16 protein-coding genes are annotated in these 18,690 nt (G+C 63.9%); 6 read left to right on the plus strand and 10 right to left on the minus strand.

Translation table 11 applies throughout. The annotated features are described in order from the left end of the window. Positions 1-256: 256 nt before the first annotated feature. Positions 257-847: an NADPH-dependent FMN reductase gene (locus tag LQ952_RS08360; RefSeq protein ID WP_238622206.1), complete on the plus strand. Its 591-nt coding sequence runs from the start codon at positions 257-259 to the stop codon at positions 845-847. Here the strand turns inward: LQ952_RS08360 and LQ952_RS08365 are convergent. Continuing rightward, positions 834-1,634 (minus strand): inositol monophosphatase family protein, encoded by an 801-nt coding sequence (locus tag LQ952_RS08365; protein WP_238622207.1) that lies wholly within the window; start codon positions 1,632-1,634, stop codon positions 834-836. The genes LQ952_RS08360 and LQ952_RS08365 overlap by 14 nt on opposite strands. A gap of 101 nt (positions 1,635-1,735) precedes the next feature. On the opposite strand from LQ952_RS08365, the gene ybaK reads away from it, so the two are divergent. Beyond that, the gene (ybaK, locus tag LQ952_RS08370) at positions 1,736-2,203 is read left to right on the plus strand and encodes a Cys-tRNA(Pro) deacylase (RefSeq protein ID WP_238622238.1); all 468 of its coding nucleotides are present in this window, start codon (positions 1,736-1,738) and stop codon (positions 2,201-2,203) included. A gap of 76 nt (positions 2,204-2,279) precedes the next feature. Here the strand turns inward: ybaK and LQ952_RS08375 are convergent, their stop codons facing one another. Together LQ952_RS08375 and LQ952_RS08380 are read right to left on the minus strand one after the other, a co-directional pair. Beyond that, positions 2,280-2,975 (minus strand): helix-turn-helix domain-containing protein, encoded by a 696-nt coding sequence (locus tag LQ952_RS08375; RefSeq protein ID WP_238622208.1) that lies wholly within the window; start codon positions 2,973-2,975, stop codon positions 2,280-2,282. Positions 2,976-3,374: 399 nt separating this feature from the next. Next, positions 3,375-5,264, minus strand: coding sequence for an AMP-dependent synthetase/ligase (locus LQ952_RS08380; protein WP_238622209.1), 1,890 nt, complete (start codon positions 5,262-5,264; stop codon positions 3,375-3,377). Between the two features lie 269 nt (positions 5,265-5,533). On the opposite strand from LQ952_RS08380, the gene LQ952_RS08385 reads away from it, so the two are divergent. Continuing rightward, positions 5,534-9,433, plus strand: a complete 3,900-nt coding sequence (locus tag LQ952_RS08385; RefSeq protein ID WP_238622210.1) for an EAL domain-containing protein — start codon at positions 5,534-5,536, stop codon at positions 9,431-9,433. Between the two features lie 24 nt (positions 9,434-9,457). On the opposite strand, the gene LQ952_RS08390 is transcribed toward LQ952_RS08385, so the two are convergent. Further along, entirely contained in the window at positions 9,458-10,846 is a 1,389-nt protein-coding gene (locus LQ952_RS08390; protein WP_238622211.1) for a pyridoxal phosphate-dependent decarboxylase family protein, read from the minus strand. 62 nt (positions 10,847-10,908) lie between these two features. Between LQ952_RS08390 and LQ952_RS08395 the strand changes: the two genes are divergently transcribed. Continuing rightward, complete coding sequence (locus tag LQ952_RS08395; RefSeq protein WP_238622212.1) at positions 10,909-12,555, plus strand: alpha/beta hydrolase; 1,647 nt, start codon at positions 10,909-10,911, stop codon at positions 12,553-12,555. A gap of 8 nt (positions 12,556-12,563) precedes the next feature. On the opposite strand, the gene LQ952_RS08400 is transcribed toward LQ952_RS08395, so the two are convergent. The 6 genes from LQ952_RS08400 to LQ952_RS08425 form a co-directional block, all read right to left on the minus strand. Further along, positions 12,564-13,037, minus strand: coding sequence for a YaiI/YqxD family protein (locus LQ952_RS08400; protein ID WP_238622213.1), 474 nt, complete (start codon positions 13,035-13,037; stop codon positions 12,564-12,566). A gap of 171 nt (positions 13,038-13,208) precedes the next feature. Next, positions 13,209-14,729, minus strand: coding sequence for an MATE family efflux transporter (locus LQ952_RS08405; RefSeq protein WP_238622214.1), 1,521 nt, complete (start codon positions 14,727-14,729; stop codon positions 13,209-13,211). A 100-nt stretch (positions 14,730-14,829) separates the two neighbouring features. Further along, complete coding sequence (locus LQ952_RS08410) at positions 14,830-15,177, minus strand: hypothetical protein (protein WP_238622215.1); 348 nt, start codon at positions 15,175-15,177, stop codon at positions 14,830-14,832. Positions 15,178-15,298: 121 nt separating this feature from the next. Continuing rightward, the gene (locus tag LQ952_RS08415) at positions 15,299-16,621 is read right to left on the minus strand and encodes a hypothetical protein (RefSeq protein WP_238622216.1); all 1,323 of its coding nucleotides are present in this window, start codon (positions 16,619-16,621) and stop codon (positions 15,299-15,301) included. Then, complete coding sequence (locus LQ952_RS08420; RefSeq protein WP_238622217.1) at positions 16,618-16,875, minus strand: DUF2249 domain-containing protein; 258 nt, start codon at positions 16,873-16,875, stop codon at positions 16,618-16,620. The genes LQ952_RS08415 and LQ952_RS08420 overlap by 4 nt, the downstream gene beginning before the upstream one ends. Beyond that, on the minus strand, positions 16,872-17,312 hold the full coding sequence (locus tag LQ952_RS08425; protein WP_238622218.1) for a hemerythrin domain-containing protein: 441 nt from the start codon (positions 17,310-17,312) through the stop codon (positions 16,872-16,874). Before LQ952_RS08425 ends, LQ952_RS08420 begins: the two co-directional genes overlap by 4 nt. Before the next feature lie 167 nt (positions 17,313-17,479). On the opposite strand from LQ952_RS08425, the gene LQ952_RS08430 reads away from it, so the two are divergent. Both LQ952_RS08430 and LQ952_RS08435 read left to right on the plus strand, forming a co-directional pair. Then, complete coding sequence (locus tag LQ952_RS08430; RefSeq protein ID WP_238622219.1) at positions 17,480-18,109, plus strand: flavin prenyltransferase UbiX; 630 nt, start codon at positions 17,480-17,482, stop codon at positions 18,107-18,109. Further along, a complete protein-coding gene (locus tag LQ952_RS08435; RefSeq protein ID WP_238622220.1) occupies positions 18,110-18,688 on the plus strand; it encodes an LON peptidase substrate-binding domain-containing protein in 579 nt (192 codons plus the stop codon). It abuts the gene before it with no gap. Positions 18,689-18,690 lie beyond the last annotated feature (2 nt).

Here is an 18,690-nt window from a genome sequence, read left to right on the forward strand (position 1 = left end):
CTGACAGGCGTGACTTTCGGTCCGCCCGACCGTAGGTTCATAAGAACATGGCCAGTGTAGCGGCGCCATGCGAATCTCCACAAGGGGGATTCCCGCGCCGCGCGCTATCCTTCCCCGCCCTGAACGGCGGGGCCTGTCGCGCAACTGGTCAATAGCATGATTTTTTGGATTTGCTCCGTGCCTTGACCTCACTATAGTGTAGAAATCGTCTTTGAACCATTCACTCGAACAGAATGCACGATAACGGAGGATTTCCATGCCCAAGCCATGTCTGCTTGCCCTGTCCGGCAGTGCCCGCCGGGATTCCCTGAACCGCAAGGTACTGGCCGTGATGGTGCGCGGTGCCGAGGCGGCGGGGGCCGAGGTCCGGGTGGTGAGTCTGGGCGACTACCCCTTGCCCCTCTATGACGGCGACCTGGAAGACACCCAGGGGTTGCCCGACAATGCCGCCCAGTTGCAGCAGTTGTTCGCCGATCATGACGGCCTGCTGCTGGCTTCCCCCGAATACAACGGCTTCTTCACCCCCCTGCTCAAGAACGCCCTGGACTGGGTGTCTCGTCCGCTGCCGGACGGCTCCGGCCGGCCGGGCACCGCTTGTGTGTGGGGCAAGCCTGCCGGCATCGCTGCCGCATCCCCCGGTGGTTTGGGTGGTATCCGTTCCTTGCAGCATACCCGCCAGTACCTGGCCAATCTGGGTTTCCTGGTGGTGCCGGAGCAGATGGGGGTGGGCCAGGCGGACAAGGCGTTCACGGACGCCGGTGAGCTCAGGGACGAGGGCGTTCGCAAGGCGGTGGAGGGTGTGGGCGCCGCGGTGGTGCGTGTGGCCATGGCCGTCAAGGCGAGCTGATCAGCCTCAGCCAGGCTTGCCATTCCCGCATCAGGTCGGGGCTTGCTGCACATACCGCGGAGCGGGGGCGCAGGTCCAGGGTGTCGGATGCCGGTCCCGTCAGGGTGGCAAAGTGGCCGCCTGCCTCGCTCAGAATGAGCTGGCCGGCGGCGTAGTCCCACAGGCCCTGCCGGCCGTGCACATAGACGGCAAAGCGTCCGGTGGCCACCCAGCACCACTCCAGGGCAATGGAGCCGATGGAGCGCTGGGAGGCGTAGGGCGGGGCATTGGCCAGCCGGGTGGCCAGTGCCTTGGGCAGACGTTTGAAGTCCACGCCCGCCAGGGCCTCGCACAGGGGTGGGGCATCGTCGGGGGCCAGCTTCATGGGGGCACCGTTGAGTTGCGCGCCGGCGCCTCGTCGGGCGGAAAAGGTCTCGTTGCGGCAGGGGTCATGGACTAGGCCAAAGACCGGTTGGCCGCGTTCCAGCAGGGCCAGGCTGGTGGCGTAGGCCGGCAGGCCCATTCTGAAGTTGCTGGTGCCGTCCAGCGGGTCCAGTACCCAGACCGGACGATCCTCGGCCAGGGCAGCCTGTTGGCGATCCGGGGACATCTCCTCCCCCAGAAATCCGGTCTCGGGGTAGTGCCGTCCCAGCCAGGATTGCAGGCCGTGCTGAATGTCCAGGTCTACTTGGGTCACCCAGGAGCCGTCACTCTTGCGCGTGGCGGCGGGTGTTTGTGCCTCCAGGGCCCGGCTCACCTGGCTGCGGACGGCCTGGATGACGGCTTCGGGATCGATGGTCAGGGACATGTCGGTCGCGTTGCTCCTGGGACGGTCGGCTCTGGCTGGGCTACTGTATGCTTCCGATCCATGGTGGTGAGTGTAGTCTGGCATGAGTGGGGAGGAAAATGATGACGCCCGGCGTCCAGCAGGTGAAAAGGGCAGGGGTTGCGCACACGGTGCACGAATATGACCACGATCCATCCAGCGCCGCCTATGGCAGGGAGGCGGCGCAAAAGCTGGGCCTGCCGGAAGGCCGGGTCTTCAAGACCCTGGTGGTGAGCCTGGACGGCGCAGGGTTAGCCGTGGCCGTGGTGCCCGTCTCCTCCATGCTCAACATGAAAGGCATCGCCCGGGCCGCCGGGGCCAAGAAGGCCGCCATGGCGGACAAGGCCCTGGTGGAGCGTACCACTGGTTATGTCCTGGGCGGTGTCAGCCCCCTGGGCCAGAGAAGGCGCCTGACAACCTATATCGACGACTCAGCCCAGGGTTTTCCCACGATGTTCGTGAGCGCCGGTCGCCGGGGCCTACAGATCGAACTGTCTCCCCGGGACCTGGCGCGGCTGACTCAGGCCCGGTTTTTTCCTCTGTGCCAGTAGCGGCTTCCGGGCGGGCGAGACCCGTTCACATCCAATCCTGATACCGCTTGAGACCCCTCGGTCGTGGTATGGCTGCTCATGCAGTCGCCTTGAGGCACCGCTTTCCCTTGTGAGTGCTTTTGCGCTGGCGCACCTGGGTAATTCCCATTGCCTTGATTCGGGAGGCCAGGGTGGTGGCCGGAATGCCCAGCAACTTGGCCGCGCCGCTTCGGCCAAACACCTTCCCGTGACAGGCCTCCAGGGCGGCGATGATGTTCTGCCGGTCCCGTTCCCGGCGCTCCGCTTCCGTGAGCACGGGGTGTGTCTTCTGCGCTTCCTCCGCAGCCGCCGTGGCCTCGGTGCGTTTCTCGCGAGGCTCAGACGCTTCACCCAGGGCTACCAGCAGCAGTTTCCGCTTTTGCACCGTCACGGCGCGAATGGAGCAATTCACTTCAAGCAGCGCGCCATCGACCAAGCCGATCTCCAACGCCTGCGTACCAGCCTGGCCTTCAGTCACGGCTTGCTCCACCATGCGGACCAACTGCCGGGGCCGGCCGGGAGCCCAGTGTGTCGGCTTTATGCCCACTACGTCCTGAATCGGCCGCCCCAGCAGGGCGCAGGCCCCATGACTGGCGTCCAGTACCCGCATGTCATCCGGTTCCAGCAACAACAAGGCCGCCGGGCTTGCGCTAAACAGAGCACGGTAGGCCGCATCGTCCGGAACCCCCTGATCCGTCGGGTTTTCCGGCTTGGCCATGATCATCCTTGGTGCGGCATGGCCAAGCGTGTGCATCAGCCTGTCTTCCGATGCGGGTTGTTGCTGATAAACGCTTTTTTTTGTATGGTTTTTCATTATGTTACGGGCTCACTGTCGGATCGGGTCGCCACGGCTCCGAAGTTCCGAACACGGGAAACGATGCCGGAACAGGCTGGAGCGGCTATCGGGGCTGCACTGATTCCGTGCGTATCAAGGGCACTTGGGCCTGCAAACACTGGAGGTATAATTTTTTAGCACGATGCGTGCCAGGCGGGTCGTCATTCGCCGGGGCGGGATGGGACCGACCGAAAGGGCAGGAATGGGGAAACGCCGATTCTGCGGCGTGATCAGACGGCCAGGGGGGCTCTGAACAGATCTCCCCCGCTTGGGCGGGGGGGGATGGTAGGGGGAGTTGATCCGGTGTGCGGCAGGCCGTCACTTGAGTTGGCGGTTGATGATGTCGCTGTACTTTCTTTCGATCACATGACGCTTTTTCTTGAAGGTGCTGGTGATTTCCTCTCCCGGAGTGAACTCCTTGTCCAGGAAGTAGATGCTGTGCAGCTTCTCGTGGGGCCTGAAGCCCTTGCGGGGGTGGAGCAGCTTGTTCATCTCACCGCGGAGGCGATCCAGCAGATGTTTGTCCTTGAGGGCCTCGTCGGCTTCTCCCACGATTTGGTTGTACTTTTCCTGGACAAACTCCCGCAGCTTCTCCATGTCGGGCACGATGAGGGCGCCCAGTCCTTTCTTGTCCTGCCCCACCAGCACGGCGTCCTTGACGAAGGGGAACATGGACAGGGTGGCCTCAATGTTGGTCGGGTCCACGTTCTCGCCGCTGGCCAGGACGATGATGTCCTTGGCACGACCGGTGATGACCAGTTCTCCGGTCAGGGTCATGCGCCCCAGATCGCCGGTGCGCAGGAAGCCGTCGTTGGTGAAGGCCTGCGCATTGGCGATGTCGTTGTCGTAATAGCCCTTGAATACCTGGGCGCCCCGCACCTGGATTTCCCCTTCGGTGCCGGGGGGGAGCGGTTGATCGGTGGTGTCCACGATGCGCAGTTCCGTTTCGCCCACCGCCGGACCCAGGGTGCCGAACACATTGCATTCCAGGCCGCGACCGGCAATGCCCGGTGAACACTCGGTCATGCCGTAGGCATTGATGATGCGGATGCCGATGGCGTCGATCCATTCGTCCAGATAGGGCGGCAGGCTGCCGCCGCCGCTGATGGCGGCCTTGAGGCGGCCCCCGAACTTCTCCTGGACCAAGCGGAATTTCTTGCGTGCCAACAGGTTGGGCAGGAACAGCAGGACGTTGGTCAGTGCCGCCCGAGTCTTGTCCCCGGCCTGTCGCAGGACGGGGGGCTTGGCAAATACCGGCAACTGGTCCCTCAGGATGCGCTGATTGCGCCGGTAGGCGGCGGATACCCGGACCAGCAGACTGAAGATCCTGGCCTTTTTCGGATCCTTTTTCTTCAGTTCGGTGGTGATCCGGGTGTGCAGGGCCTCCCACACACGGGGTACGGTGGCCACCAGAGTGGGCCGGTAGGTCTCCAGGTCCTGGGCAAAGGTCCGGATCGAGGAATAGACCAGGCAACTGCCGCGGGCGATGCCGATGTATTCGGCGGTCCGCTCGAAGATGTGCCAGGAGGGCAGGATCGATACCCAGACATCCGTCTCATTGAGCGTGATGAGCGGCGGCAGGGTGCGGATGTTGTGCATGATGTTGCTGTGGGTGAGCATGACCCCCTTGGGCGTGCCGGTGGTGCCCGAGGTATAGATGATGGTCAGCAATTCTTCAGGCTGGATGTGCTCCGCCAGCCCCTTGAACCACTCGATGTCCCGGGGTTCGATGGTGCGGTCAGCCAGGATCTCGGTGTAGGACACCACCTTGTGGAACCAGGTATGCTTTTCCGCCCCCACCATCACGAACACGCCCCGGGGCTTGAGGCTGTGCAACAGGTCCTGGTGGGCTTCGTAGACCGCATCCGTTTCCACGATCACGAATTCGGCGCCGGAGTGGTTGATGATGTACTCGATCTCGCCAGCGGGGGTATCGCAACCGCGGGGCACGCTCACCGCGCCCAGGGCCTGCAGCGCCATGTCGGTGACGATCCAGGCGTAGCGGTTGTCGGACAGCAGAAAGACCTTGTCGCCCCGCCGGATCTTGCCGGCCTTGAAGGCCCGCGCCAGCAGCAGCACGTCCTCGAAGAATTTTTCATAGGTGACCCGGAATTCCTCCTCGCCCACCCGGTAGATGAAGGCCAGGCGGCCGTTGAAGTGTTCACAGCTGTTGATGAAGGTGTGAAACAGGGTCGGCGCGTGCAGCATGGATGGGTTCACTTTTGGCATTGATCCCTGACCGGCACGGACGCGAAAGATGTTGCGTCGCGGCAAATCAGACGTGGTGGGCAAGGGGGCAATCTATGCCAGAGATCCCATTAAAAACAATGATGCAGGCCATTCAATGACCGGTTCGCACGTATCCCATTCATGGTCGGTGGCGTATGGCGCAAGCGGCCTCCCGCAACCGCGTCCATCCAGGTATGCTGGGCACTCCGCGGCAGACGCTGACGCTGCCCAACACCTGAGCCGCTGACATGTTGCTCAAACGCTGGGTTGTTCAACCAAGGCTTGCGATCATTACGCTGGTCATCGGCGTCCTGCTTTCGGTACTGGTCGCCGATCAGGTGCGCCGTGCCACCGAGCGGGATGCCATCGCCGGTTTTGCCTTCACCAGTGATCAGTTGACCATCAAGGTCCAGGAACGCCTCAATGCCCATACCCTGGTCCTGCGCGGCGGTGCCGGGTTGTTCGAGTCTTCCGATGATGTCACCCGTGATGAGTGGCGGTCCTTCATCCGGAAGCTGCGGGTGTCCGACATCATCTCCGATGCGCAGCACTTCGGTTTTGCGCCGCTGATCCGTCCGGAACTGCTGGAAGGCCATGTGGCCGAGCTGCGGGCCGGATTTCCGCATTACACCGTGCATCCCCGCGGGGCCAGGGAGGCCTATGTCCCCGTGCTCTATCTGGAGCCCTTCGATACCTTGGGTCTGCAGGTCCTGGGCATGGATCTGCTGACGGACGAGGCGATACAGGCCGCCCTGATCCACGCCCGGGACAGCGGTCTGTCCACCCTGACCGGCAAGATCGATATGTTGCGGGAGGCCACGGGCGATGCGCAGCACACGATCCTCATGGCCATGCCGGTCTATCTGCAGGGGGCTTCGGTCGACACGGTGGCGCAGCGTCGCGCCGCTCTCGTGGGCTGGACGTTCAGTCCGTTTCTGATGAATGACTGGATGGGCCGGATTCTTCAGGACTGGGGGCGGTTGAATGGGCGAGGTATCGCCCTGCAAGTCTACGATGGCCTGGAAGCCGATTCTCGACACCTGCTGTTCAGCAATCATGGTGCGGCGTTCGCCCCATCAGGCCCGTTGCTCCAGAAGCGGACCATCAGTTTCAATGACCGCCGCTGGTTACTGGTGTTCGATGAACCGGCCCCGGACGCCGGTATCCCATACGGCATGGCCTGGACGACCTTAGCCGCAGGCCTGAGCCTTTCCGGTCTGCTGTCGGCGTTGATCCTGTCCATGGCCACGACCCGTACTCGTGCCATCCGTCTGGCGGATCAGCTTACCGAAGAGATCAAGGCAAGGGAGGCTCAGCTCGAGGAGAGCGAGTTCCGTTGGCGTTTTGCCATTGAGGGCTCCGGCGCAGGGCTATGGGACTGGAACCTGGATGATGGTTCGGTGTTTTACTCGGGGCGCTGGAAACACATCCTCGGGTTCAATGCGGAAGATATCGGCGTCTCTGTGGATGAGTGGCAAGATCGTCTGCACCCGGATGACAGGTCGCGAGCCCTGGATGCCCTGCACGGTTGCCTGGGCGGTGAGGCTGCCGTGTACAGTGACGAGCACCGGATGCAGTGCAAGGACGGTCGCTGGAAATGGCTGATGGAACGGGGCGTCGTGGTCAGTCGCGCTCCGGACGGCCGCCCCGTGCGCATGATCGGGACCAGCACGGACATTTCCCGGCGTAAGGCCCTGGAAGCCGCCCGTGAAAGTCTACTGGACCAGTTCCAGACCATTGCCGCCCGTGTTCCCGGCCTGGTGTTCGAGTTCAGGCTATATCCCGGTGGTCGTGCCTTTTTCCCCTATGTGAGCGAGGGTATTCGTCAGCTTTACGGGCTGGCGCCGGAAGCGATCAGGGAGAACGCCCGGTCGGCACTCAAGGCCGTGCATCCGGAGGATCGCCGGGAGTTCGTTGCCTCGATCAATCGCTCGGCCGAGGACCTGTCTCCGTGGCAACAGGAATATCGGTCACGGTTCAGGGATGGGACCATACGCTGGCTATTCGGCGATGCGCTTCCCCATCGCGCCGAAGATGGGGCCATCAGCTGGTATGGCGTCATCACTGATATTACCGAGCGCAAGCAGTCCGAACTGGCGCTGTGCCGCGCCCATGCCGAGAACCGCCGTTTTCGCGAGGCGCTGGATCACGTCTCTTCATACATCTACATGAAAGACGTTCATTACCGCTATATCTATGCCAATCGGGCAACCCTGAGGCTGTTCAACTGTTCCACGGAGGCGCTGATTGGCGCCGAGGACAGCGATTTCTTTCCCTCTGTTTCGGTACGCCGTCTGCGGCAGATCGACCGACGGGTGTTGCAGGGCGAACAGACCAGCGAGGAAGTGGAACTGGAGGACAGCCAGGGTCGCAACAGGACTTATCTGGAGATCAAGACCCCGATTCATGATGAGACGGAAGCGCGGACTGTTGTTGGTCTGCTGGGCATCTCCACCGACATCACCACACTCAAGGAACATGAAATGCAACTGGAGCGCATCGCCCACTATGATGCGTTGACCAACCTGCCTAATCGGGTCCTGCTGGCTGATCGTCTGCATCAGGCCATGAGTCAGGCCCAGCGCCGCGGTCTGCACATTGCCGTGGTGTATCTGGACCTGGACGGTTTCAAGGCCGTCAATGACCGGTTTGGTCACTCCGTGGGGGATCAGTTTCTGATGGCGCTGGCCGGCCGCATGAAGGAGTCATTGCGCGATGGTGACACCCTCTCACGTCTGGGGGGCGATGAGTTCGTGGCGGTGTTGCTCGACCTGCCGGCCCCGGATGCCGGTACGCCTCTGCTGTTGCGCCTGCTGGATGCCGCTTCCCGCGGCATCCGGATCGAAGGTCATGTGCTCCAGGTGTCAGCCAGCCTGGGAGTGGCCTTCTACCCTCAGGAAGAGCCCATCGAAGCCGACCAGCTCCTGCGGCAGGCGGACCAGGCCATGTATCAGGCCAAAGTGGCCGGCAAGAATCGCTTCCACCGGTTTGATGCGGATCTGGATCGCAGCCTGCGCACACGGCACGAAAGCATCGAGCGTATCCGGGGTGCCCTGGAGGGTAATGAGTTCGTGCTTCATTACCAGCCCAAGGTCAACCTGCGCACCGGTGAGATCATTGGTGCCGAGGCGCTGATTCGCTGGCAGCATCCGGAACGGGGGTTGCTGTCCCCCGCCTATTTTCTGCCCGAGATCGAAGAGCATTCTCTGGGTGTTGCCGTTGGCGAATGGGTGATTGATGCCGCGCTGAGACAGGCTGCTTACTGGCAGGCGGAGGGTCTTGGGATGCCGGTGAGCGTCAACATTGGTGCCAGACAGCTACGTCAGAGTGACTTCACGGCCCGTCTCAAGGCACTGCTGGCAAGGTATCCCCAGCTGCCGCCGGATCATCTGGAGCTGGAGGTACTGGAGACCAGCACCTTGGGCGATCTGGTCCAGGTCTCTCGCCTGCTGGAAGAATGCCGGGCCATCGGGGTGAGTATCGCCCTGGACGATTTCGGCACCGGGTACTCCTCACTGACCTACCTGAAGCGACTGCCGGCGGGCGTGGTCAAGGTGGACCAGAGCTTTGTGCGGGATATCCTGGAAGACCCGGATGACCTGGCCATCCTGGACGGAGTGCTGGGGCTGGCGGGTGCGTTTGGTCGCGTGGTGATTGCGGAAGGGGTGGAGACCCTCTGCCATGGTGACATGCTGCTGCGGATCGGCTGTGAGCTGGGTCAGGGCTACGGTATTGCCAGGCCGATGCCGGCGGCGTCCTTGCCGGGGTGGGTTCGGCAATGGCAACCCAGCCCCCGCTGGGCCGGACTGCGACGCCTGAACCGTCAATATCTGCCATTGCTGTATGCCCAGGTGGAGCATCGTGCCTGGATTCAGGAGCTGGCAGATGCCCTGAGGGCGGGCGGTCGCGAGTTGCCCCATCCGGTTCATGATCAGTCCATCTTCAGCCGCTGGATGGATCAGTCCGGCCTTCAGCCATGCCCGGGGTTCGATACCGTGGACCGGCTGCATCGGCAGATCCATGAGCTGGCCGGGGTGCTCTACCAGTTGCATGCGCGGGGCGACGCTCAGGCCGCCTGCCGCCGTCTGGATGAACTCACTGCCCTGAGGGATGCCCTGTTCAAGGCACTGGATGAATATCTGGATTGAGCCGGGCTGAGCGGTGCCGGATACTTACCCGGAAAGCAGTTCCCTGGTTACTTGGTGTACCGTCATGACGTCTTCTCGGGTGCAGTCGAACTGCCCGACCTGTACCCGTATGACGAAGCGGTCTTGATGCCGGGTCTGGGTGAGGTAGACTCGGCCATCGTCATTGATGCGGGTGAGCAGTACCTCGGTGGCGACATCGCCGGCCTTGAGGGCAAAGCTGAACAGGGACAGGGTAGGGGGGGTGATGATCTCCACACCCGGCAGTGCGGCCATGGCGGCGGCCAGTTCCTGAGACCAGGCGACGTGGTTGCGGATGCGTCGGCGCAGGCCTTCCAGGCCGTAGGCGCGCAGGGTGAACCAGATCTTCAGGGCCCGGAAGCGACGCCCCAGGGGGACCGTCCACTCGTTGTAGTTGGTGATCTCCGACTGTCCCAGGGTTTCCAGGTAATCGGGACGCAGACCCAGGGTGCGGACCTGGGGGACGGGGTCGGCCAGAAGCTGGATGGAGCAGTCCATCTGTATGCCGAGCCATTTGTGGGGATTGAAGACGATGCTGTCGGCACCATCAATGCCTGCCCAGAGGCCACGGAACTCCGGGCAGATCATGGCCGATCCGGCCCAGGCGGCGTCCACGTGGGTGGTCAGGCCGTGGCTCCTGGCCACCGGGATGGCGTCCTGAAGTCGATCGCAGGCACCAATGCCGGTGCCACCCACGCAGAGGATCACCCCGGCTGGCCGGTAACCGGCGGCCAGATCGGCGCGGATGGCGGCGTCCAGGGCCGCGGTATCCATGGCATGGTGCTCATCGGTGGGGATCCTGACCAGGTTGTCCTGGCCGATGCCGGCGATGCGGATCGCCTTGTCGATGGATGAATGGACCTGGGTGGAGGCATAGACGCGCAGGCGGGGCTGGTCCGTGAGCCCTTGGGTGTTGCCGGTCCAGGACAGGGCCCGTTCCCGCATGGTGAGCACCGCCGAGAGGGTGGCGATGGTGGCGGTGTCGTGGATGGTGCCGGTGAAGTGGGGCGCCAGTCCCAGGGCGTCGCGCAGCCAGCCGATCATCACGGTTTCCATCTCCGTGGCGGCGGGGGAGGTTTGCCAAAGCATGGCCTGGGCGGCCATGCTGTTGGCCAGCTGCTCCGCCAGCATGGAGGCCGGCGCGGCGTTGCCGGGGAAGTAGGCGAAGAAGCGGGGGTGCTGCCAGTGGGTCATGCCATCGGGCACGATCCGGGCGAAGTCTTCAAAGATCGTTGCCATGGGCTCGGGCTGTTCCGGGGCGGCCTCGGGCAGGTGGGCGGCAATGTCGCCGGGCCGTGTCTGCGCCCGCACCGGACGGTCGCGCAGGCTGGTATGGTATTCATGGGTCCAGTCGGCGGCGCGTTTTGACCAGTGGCGAAGATCGTCGTGGTTCATCGGGGACTCCGGGGGCAGGGGAACGGGAGCGTTTTTGTTGGGTGTACAGGATATTCATTGCCATGAATAAAGTCCGCGATTTCATCCTGGATCTGGCCCGCGGTTTTTCCGTGGTCGGTTTGCTGGTGGGGACCCTTTTCTTTGCCTTTTCCCTTACCCCCAGTCTGGTCCCCCGGCCCTTCGGCATTCAGGGACTGATCTCCGGCCTGTCCCTGACCGCAGGCTATGCCGTGGGCTTTTTCTTTCGCTGGCTGTGGATCTACGTGGAATTGCCGGTACCCCGACGCCGTAACGAGTTGATCCTGAAGTCACTGGCAGCCCTGGTCTGCGCCGTGGTGGTGGTCACCTTTCTATGGCAGGCCACCGAGTGGCAGAACGCCCTGCGCACCCTCATGGGCATGGAGCCCATCGGCGGCATGCCCATGGTGGGGATCGGTCTGATGACCCTGTTGATATTCACGGTGCTGTTGGTGATGGCACGCCTGTTCAAATACACCTTCTTCTTCCTCTCCAGCCGGCTGCAGCGTTTCGTGCCCACCCATGTCTCCCATGTGGTGGGGGTGCTGATCGCGGGTATGCTGTTCTGGTCGCTGATCGACGGGGTGATCTTCTCCCTGGCCCTGCGGGCGGCGGACAACTCCTATCAGCAGGTGGATGCCCTGATCCAGGATGATCTGGCCCGTCCAGAGGAGCCTCTCAAGACCGGCAGCAGCGCCTCCCTGATCCCCTGGGCGGAGTTGGGTCGTCAGGGGCGTAACTTCATCTCATCGGGCCCCTCAGCTGCTGAGATCGCGGACTTTACCGGTACCACGGCCCAGGAGCCGCTGCGAGTCTATGTGGGACTGAATGCGGCGGATACGGCCCAGGAACGGGCTCGGCTGGCCCTGGAGGAACTCAAGCGGGTCGGCGGATTCGAGCGTTCCGTGCTGCTGTTGGTGACGCCGACGGGCACGGGATGGGTGGATCCGGCGGCCCAGGATACGGTGGAGTATCTGCATCGGGGGGATATCGCCACGGTGACGGCCCAGTATTCCTACCTGCCCAGCGCCCTGTCCCTGATCGTGGAGGGGGAGTACGGGGCCGAGATGGCCCGGGCCCTGTTCGAGAAGGTGTACGGCTACTGGACCGGGCTGCCCCGGGACGCCCGGCCCGCCCTGTATCTCCATGGCCTGAGCCTGGGGGCGCTCAATTCCGACCGCTCCTTCGATGTCTACGACATCATTCAGGACCCCTTCCATGGCGCCCTCTGGAGCGGCCCCCCGTTTCGCAGCGAGACCTGGCGCAAGGCCACCCAGGAGCGGGACCCGGATTCTCCGGCCTGGCTACCCCGGTTTCGGGACGGCGCGGTGGTGCGTTTCATGAATCAGACCCGGGGGCTGAACGACGAGACGGGTCCCTGGGGGACATTCCGCATCGCTTACCTACAGCACGCCAGCGATCCGGTCACCTTCTTCGACACCCATGCCTTCTTCCGTGAACCGGAGTGGATGCTGCCGCCCCGGGGGCCGGATGTGTCGCCGGATCTGCGCTGGTACCCGATCGTCACCATGCTGCAACTGGCGGCGGACATGGCGGTGGGGTCCACTCCTCCCGGGTATGGCCACACCTTTGCGGTCGAGCATTATATCGATGCCTGGCATGCGCTCACGGAGCCGGAGGGCTGGTCAACGGCGGATCTGGCCCGCCTGAAGGCCCTGTTCTCCCGCTGAGGCAGGGCTTACCGGCCGTTGAGCCAGCGATCCAGTTGATTGGCGAAGGCCTGGCGGTCACGCTGATTCAGAGCATCGGGTCCGCCCGTATCGATGCCGCTGGCCCGCAGGGTTTCCATGAAGTCCCGCATCTGCAGGCGCTCCTTGATGCTCTCCGGGGTGTAGCGTTCACCCCGTGGGTTGAGCACATGCACGCCTTTGTCGATCACCTCCGCCGCCAGGGGGATGTCAGCGGTAATGACCAGGTCGCCGGCCTGGGCCTGGCGGACGATTTCCTGGTCCGCCACGTCGTAGCCATGACTTACCTGGATGGCGCGTATGAACGGGGACCGGGGCACCCGTATGTGCTGGTTGGCCACCAGGGTGACCGGGGTGCGGGTGCGCTGGGCGGCGCGGAACAGGATGTCCTTGATCACGGCGGGGCAGGCATCGGCGTCGACCCAGATGCGTTGACCGGGAGGTATGGTGGTATCGGCAGGCATGGGCACAGTATACGCCATTGGGCCGAAGACTCTGTGCCGAGGGTTGAGGCAGGTGGGTTATGCACATCTCGCCAAGGGCGTTATCGATCCTGTACATATTTGTCAAGTCGCAGGTCGTGCCTGATGATTATTTTTTAAGTTTTTGAAATTAAACATTTTTTATTGAATTGGTTATTTTTTGTTCAAATTGTCATGGCCTGTGATGGGGCCTGCCGCAGGGGCGGTTTCGGACATGCTTTCCACAGAGTTATCCACAGGTTCTGTGGATAGAGGGTGATCGGCACGGCTGACGGCGCGCAGGCGCAGTCCCAACAGCAGGGCGGCGACGGTGAGACCCATGATGAGCCCGATCCAGTAGCCATGCACGCCCAGGGGGGAGATTTCGCCCAGACCCCGGGTGGCCAGCCCGTGTCCGGCGGCCAGGCCCACGGCCCAGTAGGACAGCAGGGTGATCAGCATCAGGACTCGGGTGTCCTTGTACCCCCTCAGGGCGCCGGCCATGTTCAGTTGCAGGGCATCGGAGAGTTGGAAGAGCACCGCCAGGAAGATCAGTGACAGGGCCAGTGCCCGTACCTGGACATCATGGGTATAAAACCCGATGACCGTTTCTCCCAGCAACAGCAAAAAGACACCGTTGATGAGGGCGGTCAAGAGGGAGATCACCACGCCGTTCCAGGCCACGAATCGCGCCTGCCGTTTCCGACCGGCCCCCAGCGTGTGGCTGACCCGGACGGTCAGGGCCATGCCCAGGGCCAGGGGGAGGACGAAGATGAAGGAGGTGATGTTCAACGCCACCTGGTGGGCGGCCACGGTGATCTCCCCCAGACTGGCCACCAGCAAGGCGATGACGGTGAACAGGGTGACCTCCACGAAGATGGCGACGCCGATGGGCAGACCCACGAACAGCAACTCACCGATCAGGGCCGGGCGAGGCGGCGTCAGCCGTGACCACAGGGCTACCGGGGTGTAGATCGGGCTGCGCCGGGTGTAGATCAGCATCGCCAGGCCCATGGTCCAGAAGGACAAGGCCGTGGCGATACCACAGCCCAGGGCCCCCAGGGCGGGCAGATCAGCCAGGCCGGCGGGCGTCAGTGGACCGAGTAGTGCCGCCACGCCGCTGCCGCCGTGGATCAACAGGTAGTTGGCGGGGATGTTGATCCCCAGGCCGAGGAGACCGATCCACAGAGCGGGGCGGGTGTGGCTCATGCCGTCGGAAAAGGCCCTCAGAGCCAGGAACAGGGCAATCCCCGGCATGCCCAGGGCAACGCCCGCGAGGTAGTCGCTGGAAAGGGCGGCAACCTCCGGCGGCACGTCCATCCACTGGAAGATGGGGGCGGACAGTTGCCGGAGTATCAGGCCCACCAGCGTACCCATGATCAGGCTGATCCACAGCGCCTGATGGACCCGGGCCCGGATCCGGTGGTGGTCTCCTGCGCCCAGGCGTTCGCTGACGATAGGGGTGAGCCCCATCAGGGTACCCAGCATGAACAGCATCATGGGCATCCAGAGGCTGGCGCCGACGGAGACGGCGGCCAGATCGGTTGCGCTCAGACGGCCGGTCATCATGACATCGGCCACCCCCATCCCGGCTTGGGTGAGCTGGGCGCCGCAGATGGGCAGGGCGAGCAGGAGCAGCCGCCGGGTTTCCATACCGCTGCGGCGGAGCCATGGGGGGAGCAGGATATCTGTCAAGCGGATCAGAGGCATGTCATGCGGGAGCGGCCTTCGGCCGCGAATGGGTACCGGTGCAGCAGGCATGCCGGGGGGACGGATGGTTCCCCCGGTGACGGGCTCAGTCATCCAGGGGGATGACGTGCTCCGCCTGCAGACGGCGTCCCTGGTCCGGTGCATGGCTGAAACGGCCCGTGACCCGGACTTCACGGCCTAGGTAGGGAGCGATCAGCGCATCGGGCAGAATGGCCACGCGGCGCAGTTGGGCATCCTCGATCCAGTAGTGGAGGGGGTCTTCCACCCGCCGGACGGTGCCCTCGGTGGTGATCAGGCGGCCGTCATGGCTGGCCGGCTGATTGACCAGCATCATCAGTGGTACCGCCTGGGGCGACGGTGGGGCTTCGCCGCAGGCCGACAGGAGCCACAGCAGGGGGAGGGCGGTGAGGGCCTTCAGGGGGCGTAAGGGCATGGGATCACTTCAGAGGTTACAGAAGAGGAGAGACGGTGTTGCCTGTGCAAGGGTACCAAAAACCGAAGACCTTGGCTGGTTGCCGGGCGGGCAGCCCTTCGTGATCCTGAAGCCTTGCCCTTCAGTCGGCTACCGGTCGGGGCGCGTTCAGGCAGCGGTGATAGCAGCGAATGCCGGTGAACAGGTTCCAACTCAGCAGGCCGTTGGAGGCGGCAAAGAGCAGCATTGCCGGGATCAGCAGGACGGGCCAGGCCAGGGCCGTCAGGCCGGCGACGAGGGCCGCCAGGTGCAGGTGGAGCTGGAGTCGGGTCAGCCCCAGGGGGATGACCTCGTGCATGTTGGGTACCCGCATCTCGAAGTTGCCGGAGCGCATGCGGGTTTGGTTCAGATGCAGCCAGACCAGGAAGGGCACGATCTTGTACAGCATGCCGTTGATCACCGACACGGCAAATCCGGCCACGAACAGCCAGGCCGGCACCAGTGCCCAGACACCCCACAGGCCCCGGCCCGGGAGTAGCTGGATCACCGTCCAGACCAGTACCGCGGCCAGCAGCGAGACCATGCCGATGCGCCAGAACCGGACCGTGACATCCGCGTTGCGGCGGCGGCGCCTGGACTGCAGCCACAGGGTGACCCCGGCAAAACCCGCCATCAGGGCTGCCAGCATGCCACTGCCGGTCATGTTGATGACCTTGGCTGCGGCCGCCGGTACCGGCAGCAGGGCCGTCAGGGTCAGCACGGTCAGGACGGCAAATACCAGCGGGGCATGCAGGCGGGCCGGTAGGGCGGGGTACTCCGGCGTCATCTGGAACATGGGCACCACCTGATAGGCGGCGCCGGCCACCAGCAGTGCCACCCATCCCAGCAGGCCCCAGGCCAGGTGCAGGTCGGTCATGTGTCGGGGCAGGGGCCAGCCCAGACCCAGATGGCCTCCGGCCAGCCACCCGCCCATGACCGCCGTGACCAGCAGGGCGATGACCGCTAGGGTCATGGCTTGGGTGGTGGGTCCGCGCGCCTGACTGCGGGCCAGAGCGATCAGGGCGGTGAGGGTGAACAGCCCCAGACTGCCCAGCACCAGGGCGCCGCCGACGGCGATCCAGAAAGGTTGGTGCAGGATCAGGCCGATACCGAGCAGGGGCGTGCCCAGTGCCAGCAGGGTGAAGCTCAGACGGCCGGTGACGAGCCCCCGGGGGACGGGGGCGCCGGCTACCACCGGCAGCATCTGCTGCATGGCGCCGAACATGACCATGGCCACATAGCCCAGGACCAGCAGATGGGCGGCGCCGATCATGCCGGGCATCCAGCGCGACACCAGCACCTGCGGGCCGAGCAGGATCATGGCCACGGCAAACAGGACGCCGAACAGGGGGGCGACCGCCATGAACTGCAGGGGGACCCACAGGGGGGGCGTGCGGTCCAGGGACAGGCGGGACAGATTGTTCATGCCGGATCCTCCGGGAGCGGCTCGTCGGCACGCCAGATCAGGATCTCGAAGGGGGCGTGGGGCGGGGTGACGACCCGCCAGTCAAAGCCCATGTCCCGCAGGATGGGATAGAGGGGAAAGGGTTCGCGCCGGTGCCGCATGCACAGGATTTCCCCCGGCGCCAGCCGGGGGAGCAGGTCCAGTACCTGCTCCATGGGTTCCGGCGGCGGCAGGTCACGCACATCCAGCACACGCACGGGGCGCTGACCGCTCACGGCGCCAGGACCTTGACTTGCTCCATCAGATCGTCGCGTTGGGTCTGCAGGAAGCGGTCGGCCATGGGGTAAAGGATCTGCTCTTCCTTGACGTTATGGAGCTGGATCATGGTCATGAGGGTTTCGATGACCCCGAGGGTGGTGTTGTCGTCCCGCTGATCCTTGGCGATACGGATCTCGTCGATGAGGGCACGCATCTGATCATGTTCCCGTCGCATGACCTCGGTGGGACCCATGGTGCTGCCGCTGACGGTCTCGATGGCCGGGAACAGCAGGGCTTCTTCCCGTTGCAGATGGCGCTCCATGTCGTGATGGAACTCCCGGAAGCAGGTTTCGGCCGCCTCCCAGTCGCCGTCGGCGATGGCGGATTCCAGGTCCGCCAGACGATAGTCGCATTCCCGGTGGTCGGCGGTGAAGAAGTCCTGGATGGTTTCCATGATGGGGGCCTTGAAAATGGTGAGTTTGAGCGCAAACTATCAGTCGGGACAGGGGCTTGCACTTGACCCTGGTCAAGGCAGGCAACCGTGCTGAAATCCGCTATGATGACCGGCTTGAGACGGACGACATGCCGTGTCCGCACCCATTCGCTACACAGGAGTCCATCGTGGCAGAAACTCCCGGGACCGTGGCCCTGGCCTTCACCGGGGCCTCCGGGGCCCAGTATGGCCTGCGTTTGCTGGAATGTCTGATCCAGGCGGGCGTGCGTGTCTATCTCATGGTGTCCCGTCCCGCTCAGGTGGTCATCAGCATGGAAACGGACCTCTCCATGCCCGGTCGCCCCCGGGAGATCGAGCACTTCTTCTCCGAACGGTTCAATGCGGCCCCGGGCCGGTTGCGGGTCTTTGACCGGGAGCAGTGGACCGCCCCGGTGGCCAGCGGGTCTTCACCGCCCGATGCCATGGTCATCTGTCCGTGTACCACGGCCACCCTGGCCGCCGTCTCCGGCGGTGCCAGCCGTTCTCTCATCGAACGGGCCGCGGATGTAGCCCTCAAGGAGCGCCGTCGCCTGATCCTGGTGGTGCGGGAGACACCGTTTTCGGAGATCCATCTGGAGCACATGCTGCGGCTGGCGCGCATGGGGGCGGTGATCATGCCGGCCAATCCGGCCTTCTATCATCGGCCGGAAGGGGTGGATCAGTTGGTGGATTTCGTGGTGTCGCGGATCTTGGATCATCTGCACGTTCCCAATGACCTTATCCGTCGCTGGGGCGCGGAACCTGTCGGGGAGGAATGAATGGAACTGCCGCTGTTTCCCCTCAATACCGTCCTGTTTCCCGGCGGGGTGTTGCCCCTGCGAATTTTCGAGACCCGCTATATCGACATGGTGTGTCATTGCCTGCGCACCGACGCCCCCTTCGGGGTGATCCTCATCCGCGAAGGGGGTGAGGTGGCGGGGCCGGCCGAGGTCCATACCGTGGGCACCTGGGGGCGGATCATCGACTGGGATCAGCGTCCCGACGGTCTGCTGGGTATTACGGTCCAGGGGGAGGCCCGCTTTCAAGTGGGGCGTACCTGGGTGCGCAAGGATGGCCTGATGATGGGCGAGGTCACCGAACGTCCCATGCCGGCGGACGTGCTGCTGCCTGCTGAATTCCTGCCCCTGTCCGAACTGCTGCAGCGCCTGTTGCAGGAACTGCCGCCCCCCTACCGCGACATGACGGGTGAGTTCGACCGGTGCGGCTGGGTCGGCGCCCGCCTGACGGAACTCATGCCGGTCAATTTGGCCCAAAAACAGGCGATGCTGGAGATGGATGATCATCTGGCCCGCCTGTTTCACTTGCGTGATGCCCTTGTCGGCCTGCATTCGGGCTGACC

Origin of the sequence: Ectothiorhodospira lacustris, from assembly GCF_022227785.1 — a bacterium.
Lineage (GTDB): Bacteria > Pseudomonadota > Gammaproteobacteria > Ectothiorhodospirales > Ectothiorhodospiraceae > Ectothiorhodospira > Ectothiorhodospira lacustris.